The 13,770-nt window shown below is 46.7% G+C and carries 19 protein-coding genes; 8 read left to right on the forward strand and 11 right to left on the reverse strand.

Annotation, left to right across the window (positions count from 1 at the left end; genetic code table 11):
- Window positions 1-5 precede the first annotated feature (5 nt).
- The 3 genes from KFF03_RS05070 to KFF03_RS05080 form a co-directional block, all read right to left on the reverse strand.
- Window positions 6-1,388: an ethanolamine ammonia-lyase subunit EutB gene (locus KFF03_RS05070; protein ID WP_255859371.1), complete on the reverse strand. Its 1,383-nt coding sequence runs from the start codon at window positions 1,386-1,388 to the stop codon at window positions 6-8.
- A gap of 81 nt (window positions 1,389-1,469) precedes the next feature.
- Window positions 1,470-1,640 (reverse strand): hypothetical protein, encoded by a 171-nt coding sequence (locus KFF03_RS05075; RefSeq protein WP_255859373.1) that lies wholly within the window; start codon window positions 1,638-1,640, stop codon window positions 1,470-1,472.
- 52 nt (window positions 1,641-1,692) lie between these two features.
- Complete coding sequence (locus KFF03_RS05080; protein WP_255859375.1) at window positions 1,693-3,039, reverse strand: ammonium transporter; 1,347 nt, start codon at window positions 3,037-3,039, stop codon at window positions 1,693-1,695.
- Window positions 3,040-3,375: 336 nt separating this feature from the next.
- Here KFF03_RS05080 and KFF03_RS05085 point away from each other — a divergent pair, with 336 nt between their 5' ends.
- From KFF03_RS05085 to KFF03_RS05095, 3 genes are all read left to right on the forward strand, one after another.
- On the forward strand, window positions 3,376-3,987 hold the full coding sequence (locus KFF03_RS05085; protein WP_255859377.1) for a flavin reductase family protein: 612 nt from the start codon (window positions 3,376-3,378) through the stop codon (window positions 3,985-3,987).
- Window positions 3,988-4,081: 94 nt separating this feature from the next.
- Window positions 4,082-4,327, forward strand: coding sequence for a type II toxin-antitoxin system CcdA family antitoxin (locus tag KFF03_RS05090; RefSeq protein WP_255859379.1), 246 nt, complete (start codon window positions 4,082-4,084; stop codon window positions 4,325-4,327).
- Window positions 4,328-4,409: 82 nt separating this feature from the next.
- Window positions 4,410-4,643 (forward strand): CcdB family protein, encoded by a 234-nt coding sequence (locus tag KFF03_RS05095; RefSeq protein WP_255860844.1) that lies wholly within the window; start codon window positions 4,410-4,412, stop codon window positions 4,641-4,643.
- Between the two features lie 67 nt (window positions 4,644-4,710).
- On the opposite strand, the gene KFF03_RS05100 is transcribed toward KFF03_RS05095, so the two are convergent.
- From KFF03_RS05100 to KFF03_RS05135, 8 genes are all read right to left on the reverse strand, one after another.
- Window positions 4,711-5,070 carry a hypothetical protein gene (locus KFF03_RS05100; RefSeq protein WP_255859381.1) on the reverse strand — a complete coding sequence of 120 codons (360 nt, stop codon included), beginning with the start codon at window positions 5,068-5,070 and terminating at the stop codon, window positions 4,711-4,713.
- Between the two features lie 67 nt (window positions 5,071-5,137).
- Window positions 5,138-5,641 carry a hypothetical protein gene (locus KFF03_RS05105; RefSeq protein ID WP_255859383.1) on the reverse strand — a complete coding sequence of 168 codons (504 nt, stop codon included), beginning with the start codon at window positions 5,639-5,641 and terminating at the stop codon, window positions 5,138-5,140.
- Between the two features lie 106 nt (window positions 5,642-5,747).
- The gene (locus tag KFF03_RS05110) at window positions 5,748-6,155 is read right to left on the reverse strand and encodes a hypothetical protein (RefSeq protein ID WP_255859385.1); all 408 of its coding nucleotides are present in this window, start codon (window positions 6,153-6,155) and stop codon (window positions 5,748-5,750) included.
- Window positions 6,156-6,264: 109 nt separating this feature from the next.
- Window positions 6,265-6,519 (reverse strand): hypothetical protein, encoded by a 255-nt coding sequence (locus KFF03_RS05115; RefSeq protein WP_255859387.1) that lies wholly within the window; start codon window positions 6,517-6,519, stop codon window positions 6,265-6,267.
- A gap of 60 nt (window positions 6,520-6,579) precedes the next feature.
- Window positions 6,580-6,942, reverse strand: a complete 363-nt coding sequence (locus KFF03_RS05120; RefSeq protein ID WP_255859389.1) for a hypothetical protein — start codon at window positions 6,940-6,942, stop codon at window positions 6,580-6,582.
- The gene (locus KFF03_RS05125; protein WP_255859391.1) at window positions 6,939-7,289 is read right to left on the reverse strand and encodes a hypothetical protein; all 351 of its coding nucleotides are present in this window, start codon (window positions 7,287-7,289) and stop codon (window positions 6,939-6,941) included. The genes KFF03_RS05120 and KFF03_RS05125 overlap by 4 nt, the downstream gene beginning before the upstream one ends.
- Before the next feature lie 108 nt (window positions 7,290-7,397).
- Window positions 7,398-8,048: a hypothetical protein gene (locus KFF03_RS05130; protein ID WP_255859393.1), complete on the reverse strand. Its 651-nt coding sequence runs from the start codon at window positions 8,046-8,048 to the stop codon at window positions 7,398-7,400.
- 262 nt (window positions 8,049-8,310) lie between these two features.
- Window positions 8,311-8,886: a YceI family protein gene (locus KFF03_RS05135; RefSeq protein WP_255859395.1), complete on the reverse strand. Its 576-nt coding sequence runs from the start codon at window positions 8,884-8,886 to the stop codon at window positions 8,311-8,313.
- A gap of 316 nt (window positions 8,887-9,202) precedes the next feature.
- Between KFF03_RS05135 and KFF03_RS05140 the strand changes: the two genes are divergently transcribed.
- The 5 genes from KFF03_RS05140 to KFF03_RS05160 all read left to right on the forward strand — a co-directional run bounded on the left by KFF03_RS05140 (window position 9,203) and on the right by KFF03_RS05160 (window position 13,740).
- Window positions 9,203-10,378: a fatty acid desaturase gene (locus tag KFF03_RS05140; protein WP_255859397.1), complete on the forward strand. Its 1,176-nt coding sequence runs from the start codon at window positions 9,203-9,205 to the stop codon at window positions 10,376-10,378.
- A 113-nt stretch (window positions 10,379-10,491) separates the two neighbouring features.
- The gene (locus KFF03_RS05145) at window positions 10,492-11,721 is read left to right on the forward strand and encodes an oxygenase MpaB family protein (RefSeq protein ID WP_255859399.1); all 1,230 of its coding nucleotides are present in this window, start codon (window positions 10,492-10,494) and stop codon (window positions 11,719-11,721) included.
- A 79-nt stretch (window positions 11,722-11,800) separates the two neighbouring features.
- The gene (locus KFF03_RS05150; protein WP_255859401.1) at window positions 11,801-12,472 is read left to right on the forward strand and encodes an SDR family oxidoreductase; all 672 of its coding nucleotides are present in this window, start codon (window positions 11,801-11,803) and stop codon (window positions 12,470-12,472) included.
- 167 nt (window positions 12,473-12,639) lie between these two features.
- Window positions 12,640-12,999 carry a hypothetical protein gene (locus KFF03_RS05155; protein WP_255859403.1) on the forward strand — a complete coding sequence of 120 codons (360 nt, stop codon included), beginning with the start codon at window positions 12,640-12,642 and terminating at the stop codon, window positions 12,997-12,999.
- 48 nt (window positions 13,000-13,047) lie between these two features.
- A complete protein-coding gene (locus tag KFF03_RS05160; protein ID WP_255859405.1) occupies window positions 13,048-13,740 on the forward strand; it encodes a hypothetical protein in 693 nt (230 codons plus the stop codon).
- Window positions 13,741-13,770 lie beyond the last annotated feature (30 nt).

Below are 13,770 nucleotides of genomic sequence, written 5' to 3' on the forward strand. Positions count from 1 at the left end.
TCTCCTTACCTTAATACATGCTGGAATGCGGCAGGGACTTTTTTGTTTTGATACGCCAGCTGATTGTACTGATCAAAAATACCAATTTTTTTCAGCCAGGCATCAAATTCCGGTGCCGGTTTTAATCCTAAAACCTCACGGGCGTATAACGCATCGTGGAATGAGGTGGTCTGATAATTCAGCATAATGTCGTCAGAGCCGGGGATGCCCATAATAAAGGTGCCTCCCGCCGCAGCGAATTGAGTCAGTAGCATATCCATATCATCCTGATCCGCTTCGGCGTGGTTGGTGTAACAAATATCACAGCCCATCGGCAGGCCTAATAATTTGCCACAAAAATGATCCTCTAATCCGGCGCGGATAATTTGTTTGCCGTTGTATAAATATTCTGGGCCAATAAATCCGACAACGGTATTCACCAGCAGAGGATTAAATTGTCGGGCCACGGCATAAGCTCTGGCTTCGCAGGTTTGTTGATCGACACCATGATGCGCATTGGCCGACAGGGCGCTTCCCTGGCCGGTTTCAAAATACATAAAATTATTACCCACGCTGCCACGCTGTAAGCTGTTTCCGGCATCATAGGCTTGTTGCAGAATATCCAGACTGACGCCAAAGGATTCATTAGCGCCCTGGGTACCGGCAATTGACTGAAAAATTAAATCCACCGGTGCGCCACGGTTAATGGCTTCAATATGGGTGGTTACGTGTGTTAATACGCAGCTTTGGGTGGGAATTTCATAATGCTGAATGACATCGTCCAGCATGGTCATCAGCGTACAAACGGTTTCAATATTGTCGCTGGCCGGATTAATACCAATCACGGCATCGCCATTGGCGTATAACAAACCATCCAGCACTGATGCGGCAACTCCGGCCGGGTCGTCGGTTGGATGGTTCGGTTGCAGGCGTGTGGATAAATGGCCTTTTAAACCAATCGTATTGCGAAACTGCGTGACCACTTCGCACTTTCTGGCAACCAGAATTAAATCCTGAATGCGCATAATTTTACTGACGGCAGCGACCATTTCTGGCGTTAAGCCGGGAGACAAATGTTGCAGTGTTTGAGTATCGGCTTGTTCGCTCAATAGCCAGTTACGAAAATCGCCCACGGTTAAATGGCTGATGATGGCAAACGCTTCTGCATCGTGCTCGTCAATAATTAACCGGGTTACTTCATCGTCTTCATAGGGAATCACGGTTTCCTGTAAAAACGTTTTTAAAGGGACTTGTGCCAGGGTTAATTGGGCGGCAATACGCTCCTGTTCATCCGTGGCAGCAACCCCTGCGAGACAATCGCCCGAACGTAAGGGTGTGGCTTTGGCCATCAGGGTTTTTAAATCGGCAAAGTGATACTGCTGTTGTCCCAGTGCAATCTGATAACTCATGGTGTTTTATTTTCGTGTGAAAGGTCAGGTAACAGAGCCTCAGGGATGCGGCCTTGAGGCTCCGATGGGTAACCGATTTAATCAGTCTTTATGCTGATCAAAACTGTCGTTTTCGTGCTTAATAATGGCCCCCATAAAGCCACAGAACACAGCAATGGCGCCAATGCACAGCGCGCCAATAACAACCGGGTTGTCAGCAAAGGTGAAATACGCGCTGACACCTTCCCAGCTGGTTAATGGTGATGAATTCATATTACTCTCCTGGCCCGCTGAATCAGCGGGCATCTTATTGTGATGGATAAACTCAGTTAGCGGCTGGGGTCAGGTTTTCAGTCGCTGGCGTGGTACCAGATATAATGTCTTGTGCTGGTACGGTTTCCGGGTAAGGCACGGCTGGAATTTCAACCAGATCCAGACCTTTCGCTTCAACCTCTGGTGGTACACGCAACATGTCCATTTTCTTCAGCGCGAAAGAAATCAGGTAACCCGGGATAAAGCCCAGTGCCACCATAATCGCAGCGCTCACCAGCTGGCCGGTGAAGTTAATCTCAGGTGCACCTTCGATCACGTTCGGGTAACCCGAGGCAAACAAACCAACAAATACCACGCCCAGCACACCACACCAGCCGTGTACGGCAACGGCGCCTACGGCATCATCAATGCCTTTGCTTTCCAGGAATTTGCCAAACAGAGGCATAGTCGCGCCACCAAATACCGCCAGCATAAAGGTCAGGCCCGGGTAATACAGATCCAGACCCGCTGCAATGGTGATAATGCCTGCCAGGCCACCCGACATGGTCATAAAGGGTTCACGCGAAGTGAGGTAAGCACCAATCACACCACCGGCAAAACCCATTAAGGTATTAAAGGCAAAGGCCGACAGGTTGGTTGGGTTGTTGTAAATCGTGGTCCAGCCGGTTTCACCGCCGTTAAAGATGATGCAACCACCCAGGAAGCCGAAGAAACCAACGATAATCAGCATCAGGCCAATCAATGCCATCGGCATGCTGTGCGGCACAATGGCCATGGCTTTGCCATCAACGTATTTACCAATACGTGGCCCCAGATTCATTAACACACCGAGAGAGAAGAAACCTGCAACTGCGTGAACCACACCGGATGCCCCCACATCGTGGTAACCCAATACACCGGTTAACCAACCGTCTGGGTGCCAGCCCCAGGCAGCGGCGAGAATCCACAGCACAGAACCAACGGCAATGGTCAGAATCAGGTAGGCACTTAAGCGAATACGTTCAATCACGGCACCCGACATAATGGAGCCTGTGGTTGCACCAAACAGCGCAAACGCCGCCCAGAAAATACCCGTGCCCATGTCTTTGGCATCTGGCCCCATACTGGTAGACCAGGGCAAGGCTGCACTGGCTTCTACCGGAATAAAGCCGTTCGGGAAGGCGTTATAAATCCACCAACCGAAGAAATAAAAGGTGGGAATAATGACCGATAACGTCAGAATATTTTTCATGCCGGATGCCAACGCGTTTTTTACCCGCGAAGCACCAATTTCATAGGCTAAAAAGCCAGCATGAATCAAAAACATGATGGCGGTACACCACCAGTAAAACACCTCGATATTCATCGCCTGGTGCATTTCAAAAGCGCTTTTCAGCGCTTCCATCTCTGTAGGCGTCATAGACAGTTCTCCTGGATTTTGCTTTTAAGTGTTCAAAAGTACTTTCTTCCAGAACCACTGTTGCAGAGGCAATGCCAAACATTGGATACAAAGTGTTACATTTATGTTTGTCTTGAATGGTTATTCAATATTGCTGGCAACCCGGTAAAAATGGGGGATTTAATTTATAGGAATGTCGATATTGTTATTGTTCTTTGGAACATGAGAGCGATATTAGGCATTCAAACTGTAACTTTGTGTAACTGGATTGTGGCAAATTTCAGTGCGCCATGAATTTTTTGTGCGCTAAAAGTGTTAAAAAGAGCAGCATTAAATAACCAAAAAAAGAACGCTGATATGAATCTCGACTTTTCTGATATGACCCCGACTCAGATTTATCACTGCCTGGTACAGACGGTGCTGCCGCGCCCGGTTGCGTGGATCATGACCGAGCAGGAAAACGGTAAAAAAAATCTAGCTCCCTTTTCGTTTTTTGCTCCGGTTTGTTCCAATCCGCCCACCATGGTGGTGTCGATTGGCAATAAATCCGCCGAACAAAGCAAAGATACCTTTGCCAACTTACAACGCAGTCAGCGCTGTGTGTTGCATATCGCTTCGATGGCACAGTTAGAGGCGCTAAACAGCAGTGCGGCTACCTTGGCAGACGATGAAAGCGAGGTGGAAAAACTGGGGCTTAAGGTAGAAACGTTTGGTGAACATAATATCGGCCGGATAGAGGGCGCACCGGTGGCGTTTGAGTGTCGCCTGCAGCAAGTGGTGGAACTGGGGCCGGCACCACAACATATTGTATTCCTGGAGATTGAGCGTGCCTGGTTAGATGATACCGTTGCTCAAGAGGTTAATGGCCGATTGACGGTGTCGGCTGAACAGCTCGACCCGGTTGCCCGTTTAGGCGGAACTGAATATGCAGCTCTGGGAGATTTGTTTTCTTTGCCGCGTCCGCAGTAGGGGATAGTAGTGGCAGGCGCTTGTTAAATGGCTCTCTTTACAGTGCGCATTCTGATGCGCATAGTGTGTTTTGTATTATCTTGAGGATGTAAAAATGCAATCTCTATACGACATAAATGCACCCAAAAAGGCAACAAACCTTAGCCTGAACAGTGACTTACTAATTAAAAGTAAGGCGTTAAACATTAACTTGTCAGCCACGCTGGAACAGTGTCTCAAAGAGAAGCTTGCTGATAACGAGTCGAAAAATTGGGCCAGCGAAAATAAAAATGCCATAAAAGCATATAATGATTTTGTTGAAGAAAATGGCTGTTTTAGTGATGAGTTCAGGTCTTTTTGATGACTCAATTTGACGTCAATAAAAAACCTAGCCGTCATATGCAAAAGCCTGCCCTTATATTGTTGATATCCAACATGAGCTTATTTCTGATCTAGCAACGCGAATGGTCATACCTCTTGGCAGGCTGAGTCATTTCAAAAATGAACAGATGCAGGGGTTAACACCAGATATCGAATATGAAGGTGAAAAACTTTTACTGCTAACACCACAAATTGCTTCTATGCCATCGTCTCAACTTAAAGACCCAATTGGTTCTTTGGGTCACTTTAGAGATGAGATTGTTGCATCGATTGATTTTGCTATTACTGGTATTTAACGCAAAGTTTTGGGGCACGCTTTAGCGCGTCCTAGCCGAAGGCGACAACAACGCCTTGTTAGAGGTCTTAAATCCAGTCATGTGCTATAGCCATTGAGCCAACGAACCAAACAAGGAAGGCTGACAACAATGTAAGCCCATGAACGAGATGCACCCATTTTTTGCCAATAAATGTCTTAAATGAAAAGGCCATTGAGACTAAACCTGCAATAAGCAAAACATACATTGGCGCATAATATTTAAAAGGCGGGCCAAACTCTGTAAGTTCACTTACCCATACCGCATAACCAAAAGCCAGCAGAATAAGGATGCCATGCGCTGACTTAATTAAAGATTGCGATGAATGCCAATAGGTGCCGCTCACAAAGAGCAAAAACGGCAGTACAATCCAAATTTGCCGAATAGTTGTTATTTGGTATTCACTCAAATCTCAGTTTCCCTCTAACGCCTGCCAGTATGGGCGTGCGTTAGCACGTCCATACTGGCAGGCTTTGTTAAGTTTGAAATGTGACGTACAGAACACGTTTGGTTATTTTGTGATACATAATTACAACAGCCCCTTCAACGTGCTTTCTAGTTGTATCAACTGACCATATCTTAGCGGCAACATCATTTGATTCAGGGTTTGATTCACCACTAAAACACTTATCAATTTTTCCTGATTGCGCGGCTAACTCTCTAGCCTGACTGAATATGTGGTTATCTTCTAGACCATATACCCACTCACCCTCCGTCGGGCGCTGAAATTCAAACTTCTCTATTTGAATGCAATAGTAATCTAAGTGATCACCATTAAAAACTGGGAGAGATTGCTGGCTATAGATCAGGCTGTAATCTTGCTCAGTTACTATATTCCCATGGTTTAATACAAATACAGAATCTCGACTGCTAGGTGCGCTAAGCGGACTAAAAGAATAGGTGAGTGCCAAAGTCAAACCGCACACAAGAAGGAAGGATAGCCCTGATGCAATAAGATATATGACCTTCAAGATCTTCATCGTAGCTCCAATGCTTCGTGAAACTTAACGCCGCCAGCACAGGCCGGAGCACGCAGTTCGGAGGTCCAGCCCCGAAGGGGCGATTGTGCCTGGCCTTGTTAAGTGTTTACGCGAAATTATGGGTAATATCATTTGCATAGTACTTACTAATTATTTCGCCATTGTTTTCTACAAAGTGCCTGATGATCAGGCGTGCGTCTTTCATTGTTAGAACTTGAGATGCGTCGGTTGTAATTGGTCCGCAATTGCACTCAACGACCTCATCATCACCTACAGACTGACCTTTGCCAAAGCGGTAATGTTTGTAGCCTCCACTGCTTTCAAATACTCGGGCCTCTACGACGAGGCGCTTTTTGCCCCCAGCACACTGGACATAACTTCCATTCTTGATGGTAAAAACTGTAAATGAAGGGCCTTCAGCCTTTTGATAGCTCAAAAGTTTATTGGCATCTTCCCATGACTTTATGGGCCAGCCAGTAGTACCTTCTCTTTCATAGTGCGCTTCGAAGTTCATTATCTGCCTTACACTTAACGCCTGCATTTGTGGCGGTTTTGTAGCGAGGAACGAGCGGAAAAACCGTCCAAGCCACGCAGTGGCTGAGGCAACATGCACTTGTTAAATTTTAAGGCAACCATTCTAGCCACACTCTTTCATCAGGGTGATGTAGCGCTATATCTTCTAAGGCTGCATCCACGACATCTTTATTGTTTAGATCTACCACATATAAGAAATTCGTGACGTAAACTCCTGCGTCTCGAACTGACTCTAACTCTTTATCAGAAAGCACATCTGCTCCAATCCACACAGCGTGTTCGCCTGTAAGGATAACTGATTCGAGTTCTTTAAAACCCTCTCGGGTTGCTACAAATATGACCATATCAATTTAACGCTCATGCTAAGCGGCGCAGTTTACTGCGTCCTAAGTTTGAGCGCATTGTTATATGGCGCTGCATTCCAAAGACTGCAATATGCCATTAATAATTTCCCCACGTACTTCTCCAGAGCCCACCTTGTATGCAGGCCAGAAATAAACATCATTCGCCATCTTATTTGGCTGGCCTAGCTTAAAATATACTTCTGAAATAGTCGCTCCAACTTCTACTTCTGAGCATTCGTGTGCAGGATTAGATCTCTTTCCACAAGTGCCTGATTCATAGCAATCTCTTTCAATACAATAAGAGCCATTTACTGCCCATAAACCTTCTCTTTTATCGCAAGCAGCTTCCGAGTGAAACCAATACGTATAGGCTGTAAGTAAGACCAGTACAAAGCCGGTAAAGATAGTAAACAGTCTTTTCATCGCTCACTTGCCATATAACGCCCCGCTAAACGGCGAGCGTTAGCGAGTCCGGTGGAGGCCACGCTTTTTGTGGTCGGAACGTATTTGAGCGGCTTGTTATGTGTTTTTTCATGGAAAAACCGTTCAATAATAAATTTAAATACCAAAGATGTTGGCAACAAAATAACCGACCAAATAGTTGATAGGAATAGGATTGCCATGAGAATGGATATGCCGCCGCCCTCAAGCTCAAAATTAATGGCGTATGCAGTAACTAAAGATAGAACCACGCATACAGACGTCATTTTGATAGGTGGAAGGTAATACTTTTCAGGAAGACACTTAGCTGACAATGACCAGACAAGCAAACACGGGCCTGCCGAAAGACACGCTAATAAAGCTACGATTCCTACGAAAATTATTACTTCCAACTACAGAATACTCTCATACACATAACGCCTGAATAAGCGGCGGCATTAGCCGTCCGGGCCGCGTTTTTCAGCGGGCGTACTTGATTGATTTGTTAGGCTATTAATAGATACCGTTATGTAACTATTAGATATTGCCCAAAGCCCAACAATAGAAACTATTAATATTACGGCAGAAGCATACTTCGTAATATAGAAAGAAGGCTCTCCTCTTTTTACTCTTTTCCATTCCTTTTTTAAAAGGTCCTGAGTATCAGAAATTGTTGCCTTTATTAATGAGTCAACTTTTTTGACATCTGAAAGATTTTTAATTGTATTGTCGAAAAGACTTTCAATGGAAGAGAGCTTTGACAGGAGTTCTTTATCATCAACTTTATTTAATCGTAGCTCTATTGAATGGTATAGCCGAGATGACTTAGAAAGATCATCAGATATCTCAGATGAGAAACTGCTAAGAATCTTGGCTGTAAGAGGCTTCCCGGCGTGAATTTGTTTATAAAGTTCGGCTTTTGTTGAAATCGACATTACGCGAGCTAGATATTCCGACACATCCGATCTGAGTTCATCAATCCATTGCTGCCTAAACTCTGATGTTTTTTGATCTTTGGCGCCTATCAAATTGATGAATGAGATTACCCCTGTAATTATCGCTGCAATAATGGCTCCTGCGCCTATGTAAATTGTTGATGGTATTTCCATGCTAATCTCTCTGATTATGCCTAACAGTTTATTCGTGCACGTGCCTGATATATTTGCGAGAACTTTTCGAGCTTATGGCTGTAACTAACGGACTTCATTTTGAAACCTTCCTTAGCAAGATAATTCCCTTCCAGAAAAGCGTGCGCGCACACTATTTCGATTGCAGTGGTGTTGAAATTATCACCAATAGGGAGAGCGGGCAAGAACGAACAGAGCCGGAGCCTCTATAGTGGCTCCGGCTCAAACACCAACCGTTCTTTATTTACAGCGGTTCAAACACAAGCCGGAAGGAGACAGGCACTTTGATGGTCAGGCTTTTTAGACCAGCCATTTCACGCAGCTGGTTAACGGCGGGTAATAAGCCAAAGTCTTCGCTGTCGACCAGAACTGGCTCAATGGTGCTGACCTCAACCGCGCCATCCGCCAGGTGATAGATCGCCAGGCGGGCGGTCTGAAGCTGAGTCGCACCCACCATAAATAATTGCGCATTAACGTTGGTGTATTGAACGCTGCCAGCAGGCTGAGGTTTGAGCAGCCCGGCGCGAACGGAAAGGTTCACCTTGGCTTGCGGGTATTCAGCGATACGAAACAAAATATTGCGCAAACGACGATCACGAATGGCGATGTTTGTCTCTACCGAGGCGGTATCAATCAGCAGTTCGGCTTCTCCGGAGCTGCTGACGGAGCCTGATAAGCGAGTGAAGTAGTGGTTGTCGGCGACGCGTGCATCCTTGGTTGCCACAAAGCTGAGCTCTGAGCGGGCATTATTCAGTTGCCAGTCGGCATGTGCGGTCGAATATACCGCCAGCAGCGGTAAAAACAGGAGTATCAGGCGCATCGTCATATCCTTGGTTGTTGGTGTTTTTTTGTTCAGACCACTTTGTGGCCACAAGTTCCCTTCCGGAATGAATAAAAAGGCAAAAAACGATTGTTTCCTATAAAGATGGTGAATTATTCCTTAATGGAAAGGATTATAGAAAGTCAGTTACTGCGTCGTCTGTTGCACTTCGTTCTGTCATCAAACTGGCCTAACCTGAAACAACTTGTGCAAAAACTGGCCAGAGGCGCCGGTTGATAATGACCTGGCTCATGCCGAACAGGACATAATCGGGTATGATGCGCACACGCTTTGTTACCGCTACTTGAGAACATCGATGAACAACGATAATAACGCCACACAAAAACGCGATATTGAATCTGAAAAGCCACCATTGAACTGGGTGCCTGTGATTATGTTCAGTGTGACCACGCTGGTCTCACTGACGCTGGTGCCCTGGTATGGTATCGCATACGGGTATGAAACTTCGGCCTGGGTGGCCTGTGTGGTCATTACCTGGATGACCGGCATGGCAATCACGGGGGGTTATCATCGCTTGTGGTCTCACAATGCTTATCAGGCGCACTGGAGCTTACGTATCTGGTACGCCTTGTGGGGAGCCATGGCATTCCAAAACAGTATTTTGTCGTGGAGTTCGGGCCACCGTGTTCATCACCGCTACTGTGATGATGTGGAGCTTGACCCTTATTCCGCCAAGCGTGGCTTATGGTTCTCTCACATGGGTTGGATGCTGCGCAAATACAAAAGTGGCGAAGTGAACTTTGATAACGTTAAAAACCTGATGAAAGACCCGATTGTGATGTGGCAGCACAAATATTACGCGCCAATTGCATTGGGCATGAACATTGGTGTACCGCTGTTGTTGGGCATCCTGTTTGACAACATCTGGGGCATGCTGCTGTTAGCGGGCTTCTTGCGTATTGTGGTGGCACACCACATTACTTTCTTTATTAACTCCATTGCACACAAGTGGGGTTCACAGCCTTATACGGATAAAAACACCGCCCGTGATAATGCGTTTTTTGCCTTCCTGACCCACGGTGAGGGTTATCACAACTACCACCATATTTTTCAGAACGATTACCGCAATGGCATTCGCTGGTTCCACTGGGACCCAACCAAGTGGTTTATCAAAGCCTGTTCATGGGTTGGCCTGACGTGGGATTTGAAAGTGGTTCCGGATATTAAAATCAAACGTGCACAGCTGAAGATGCAATTCCAGCGTGCTCAGGAAAAACTGGCGAACGCTCAAAGCAAAGATCCAGCAAAACTGGAGCAGTGGGCAGCGATGCTGGAGAAAGAATACGATGAGTTTAAGGTGATGCTGAATGAATGGACTGAATTACAGACCGTTAAGTATGCAGAAACCAAACGCTCATTGGCTGAGAAATGGGAAAAAGCGGCTCTGCGTACCCGTTATAAAGAGCTGGAATATTCGTTGAAAATGCAGCAGCAGCGCCTCAAACTGATGACCGCGCAATTTGCTTCTTAAAGCATTTTTAAGGCCTGGCCCCTGTAACGTCAGGGTTATCGCCTGCTACTGATGATTAAGCCGCACCCTGTGCGGCTTTTTTATTGTGACTTATTTGTATCTGAGCATGACTGATGCCTGAGATCCCGACGCGATTTGTTTACCAACAACAAAAGAACACCTGGCGTGCGACTAAAATTCGCTGGGGTTTTAAGCTGCTGTTTGGCCATACGCCCAACCCGGATGATGACTTGGTGCAACGGTTTGCGCAGTCGTATCTGCAGTGTGATGAAACGGGGGATGCCGTTGCTGATGAGCTGTTTGTAAAACACAAAGCTGCGCGTGGCATGCAATGGTTGTCACAGGGTTTAGAGCAAGGCCATGAGTCCTTGCCGGGGGATGAAGTCCCCGAATTTATTGCACTGCTACAGCGGGCTGAGCAACAACCCGACTGGTTAGACCGGCACAAACTCCAGCGTGGCTGCCGAGTGATTCATCGCCTGGGTCGTCATGCCATGTATGCGCTAGGAGATCTGGCATTATTAGGCGGTTATGCCAATTCGGATATCGCCAAGCCGTTAGCCTTTACCGGGGCGTTAAATGGTAACAGCTCGTTTGATCGGGTGTCGGAAACCACCTCATTCTGGTACGACGTCACCACGCCAGGTGGTCTTGAGGTACACGCAAAAGGGTACAACTCGGCGATTCGTGTGCGTGTTATGCATGCACTGGTTCGCCGTCGTTTATTGCAGCACCCGGATTGGAATTCGGCTGAATGGGGATTGCCGATTAATCAGGGAGACGCCTTAGCCACCAATGTGGCCTTTTCGATGTTGATGGTTCTGGGATGCAAGATGTTAGGCTGGCGTTTTCCGGATGACGACATTGAAGCCGTATTACATTTATGGCGTTATGCGGGTTACCTGATGGGGGATAATGATGAGATGTTGCCACAAACCAAAGCCGAAGCGGTTGATTGGCTTTATATGGTCGCGCTTTCCAGCCGTATTAACCCGGATGAAGACAGTCTGGAACTGGCGGCATCTTATCTGAAAGCTTTTCGTGAAGTGCCGGGCAGCGGCTGGTATCAGACATTTGTGTATTGGCTGCATCGTGTGTATTCCGGCTTTTTTATTCCGGGCGATATTCGTAAAGCCTTGCAGTTACCCAGCACCTACGGATTAAAAATATTGCCGGCATTACAGGCGCCGTTTGTGTTTGTTACTGATCTGGTCAGTCGTTTCTGCCCTGTGCTTGATAAAAAACTGCAGCGCTTTGGCCGGGCAGGGCAGCACTATATTGTCTCCAGTCGTTTGCAGGGCAGAGAAGTGGACTTTAAAGATAAACAAACGATGGCGAAATAAAACCCTATATACTATGAAGCCTGGGCACTGAATTATTCCGAAGCGCCTTTGATAAATGACCCTCTAAGCGGAGAAAAACATGGCAAATGTAGTGATTACCGGTGCTAACCGGGGTATTGGCCTGGAGCTGGCTAAGCTGTATGCCGCTCGTGGCGACCTGGTAACGGCCATCTGCCGTGAAGCGGGTGATGAAATTGAAGATATCGCCGATCAAACCATCAGTGGCATTGATGTAACCAATGAACAGGTACCAGAAGGCTTGCAGACCATTCTGGCCGAGCTGGTGGAAGGCAAAATCGATGTGCTGATTAACAATGCTGGCATCTTTCAGAATGAGACCCTCGATAACATGGATGCTGACAGTATTCGTCAGCAGTTTGAAGTGAATACCATCGCACCACTGATGATTGCTCATGCTTTATTACCGTTAATGGGTGAGGGCAGCAAAATTGCCAATATCACCAGTCGCATGGGGTCGTTAGAAGATAATACTTCTGGCGCCTATTACGGCTACCGAGCATCTAAGGCAGCTTTAAATGCGGTGGGTAAAAGCCTGGCGATGGATTTAAAACCACGAGGTATTGCTGTTGCTCAGTTACATCCGGGGTTTGTACAGACCCGTATGGTTGGCTTTAATGGCGATATCACCCCGGAGCAAGCAGCAGAAGGGCTGGCTCAGCGTATTGATGAGCTGTCGTTGGAAAATACAGGTGGATTCTGGCATTCCAATGGCCAGCAATTGCCCTGGTAAAATCAATTTAATCGAAATAGTAACAGTGGAATGCGATGGTGTTTTTAAGCAGCAACAGGATGTTGCGGTAGTCCGGCAGGCACATGGACGTGCCTTCGGGACGGCGGCTAAAACACCATCGTATTGCGCTGAATAAGATAACATTTAATAAAAGTGCAGATTTAGATATGGCTAACCAACGAGTTATTAAAAAGCGTCACACCAATTATTTAGGTGATTTTCTGGTGGATGTCAGCCAGGACGAAAGCTGGAAGAAAAAACTTCAGGCGTTGCAAATTGAAGATAAATTAGACACAGCTCAGGAAGGTTTTCCTGAATATTTTGCGCAGAGTTTCCCTGAGACGGAAGCCATGCAGCTGCAATATTGTGTCGAGCGTGTGAATCTGGATGATGTTCCGCGTGCGGCTGCTTGCTGGTGGCCGATTGAAGAAAACACTCATTATTATATTGCTTACCCGGCCCAATTCCCGCGCGCTTCAATTTATATGGCGATCGATTTTGATGACCATTCAGGCTGCTGTGCTTAAGCTGGCCGAGGTTTGAAATAGGCTGGGGTTTGAAATAGGAGTGTGACTATGGATGAATCAGGCGAACTGTCGTTTGCCGCGCTGAAACAACGATTACGTCATCAGCGTGATCTGTTTAATGAGCTGCACTCCACTCGTTTACATCGGGCTTTAAGCTGGCTGCAAGCCGCCGAAAAGCAAACACTTGATGCTGACATGCAGTTTATTTCTGCCTGGATCAGTTTTGCGGCTTGCAGTGTGTCTGCTGCAGGCTCTGTAACCTCTGTGACTACTGCAACTGATGATCCGGCTTCTTTGGCTGATCAAGCTGTTTTCCGGCAGTTTATTCGACAGCTGGTGGCACACGATCAGGATCAGAAAATTTATCACTGCCTGTGGCATCAGTATTCTGGCCCGGTAAAAGCGCTGATTAAAAACCCTTATGTGTACGCTCCTTTCTGGCAATCATTACGAGAAGGTAATGATGACTGGAAAGCCATGTTTGATCGCTCATCGGTAGACGCACTGAATTATCTGAGCCGTCAAAAAGTGCCTGAGCTATTGGGCATCGTGCTCGATCGTCTGCAGGTGTTGCATCATCAGGTGGTTGGTGGTGGCGCGACTTATCAGAGTCAGGTTAACCGTGAGCAGGTCGAAGATGGCGCTGCGCTGTTAATGACGTTGATGCCGATCATCATTGATATCATGTTGTCAGCGGCAGATGAGAGTTGGGGAGAGCTGGCTTATCCGGTGGTGAAATAAACACTTCCCATTGACTGTTTTTTGCTCTAG

The organism is Bacterioplanoides sp. SCSIO 12839, assembly GCF_024397975.1.
GTDB lineage: Bacteria > Pseudomonadota > Gammaproteobacteria > Pseudomonadales > Oceanobacteraceae > Bacterioplanoides.

What these genes read in the sequence shown, in the direction of transcription:
- KFF03_RS05070 (WP_255859371.1), bottom strand. Translation starts at nt 1,388, where the DNA reads ATGAGTTATCAGATTGCACTGGGACAACAGCAGTATCACTTTGCCGAT.
- KFF03_RS05075 (WP_255859373.1), bottom strand. Translation starts at nt 1,640, where the DNA reads ATGAATTCATCACCATTAACCAGCTGGGAAGGTGTCAGCGCGTATTTC.
- KFF03_RS05080 (WP_255859375.1), bottom strand. Translation starts at nt 3,039, where the DNA reads ATGACGCCTACAGAGATGGAAGCGCTGAAAAGCGCTTTTGAAATGCAC.
- KFF03_RS05085 (WP_255859377.1), top strand. Translation starts at nt 3,376, where the DNA reads ATGAATCTCGACTTTTCTGATATGACCCCGACTCAGATTTATCACTGC.
- KFF03_RS05090 (WP_255859379.1), top strand. Translation starts at nt 4,082, where the DNA reads ATGCAATCTCTATACGACATAAATGCACCCAAAAAGGCAACAAACCTT.
- KFF03_RS05105 (WP_255859383.1), bottom strand. Translation starts at nt 5,641, where the DNA reads ATGAAGATCTTGAAGGTCATATATCTTATTGCATCAGGGCTATCCTTC.
- KFF03_RS05110 (WP_255859385.1), bottom strand. Translation starts at nt 6,155, where the DNA reads ATGAACTTCGAAGCGCACTATGAAAGAGAAGGTACTACTGGCTGGCCC.
- KFF03_RS05115 (WP_255859387.1), bottom strand. Translation starts at nt 6,519, where the DNA reads ATGGTCATATTTGTAGCAACCCGAGAGGGTTTTAAAGAACTCGAATCA.
- KFF03_RS05120 (WP_255859389.1), bottom strand. Translation starts at nt 6,942, where the DNA reads ATGAAAAGACTGTTTACTATCTTTACCGGCTTTGTACTGGTCTTACTT.
- KFF03_RS05130 (WP_255859393.1), bottom strand. Translation starts at nt 8,048, where the DNA reads ATGGAAATACCATCAACAATTTACATAGGCGCAGGAGCCATTATTGCA.
- KFF03_RS05135 (WP_255859395.1), bottom strand. Translation starts at nt 8,886, where the DNA reads ATGCGCCTGATACTCCTGTTTTTACCGCTGCTGGCGGTATATTCGACC.
- KFF03_RS05140 (WP_255859397.1), top strand. Translation starts at nt 9,203, where the DNA reads ATGAACAACGATAATAACGCCACACAAAAACGCGATATTGAATCTGAA.
- KFF03_RS05145 (WP_255859399.1), top strand. Translation starts at nt 10,492, where the DNA reads ATGCCTGAGATCCCGACGCGATTTGTTTACCAACAACAAAAGAACACC.
- KFF03_RS05150 (WP_255859401.1), top strand. Translation starts at nt 11,801, where the DNA reads ATGGCAAATGTAGTGATTACCGGTGCTAACCGGGGTATTGGCCTGGAG.
- KFF03_RS05155 (WP_255859403.1), top strand. Translation starts at nt 12,640, where the DNA reads ATGGCTAACCAACGAGTTATTAAAAAGCGTCACACCAATTATTTAGGT.
- KFF03_RS05160 (WP_255859405.1), top strand. Translation starts at nt 13,048, where the DNA reads ATGGATGAATCAGGCGAACTGTCGTTTGCCGCGCTGAAACAACGATTA.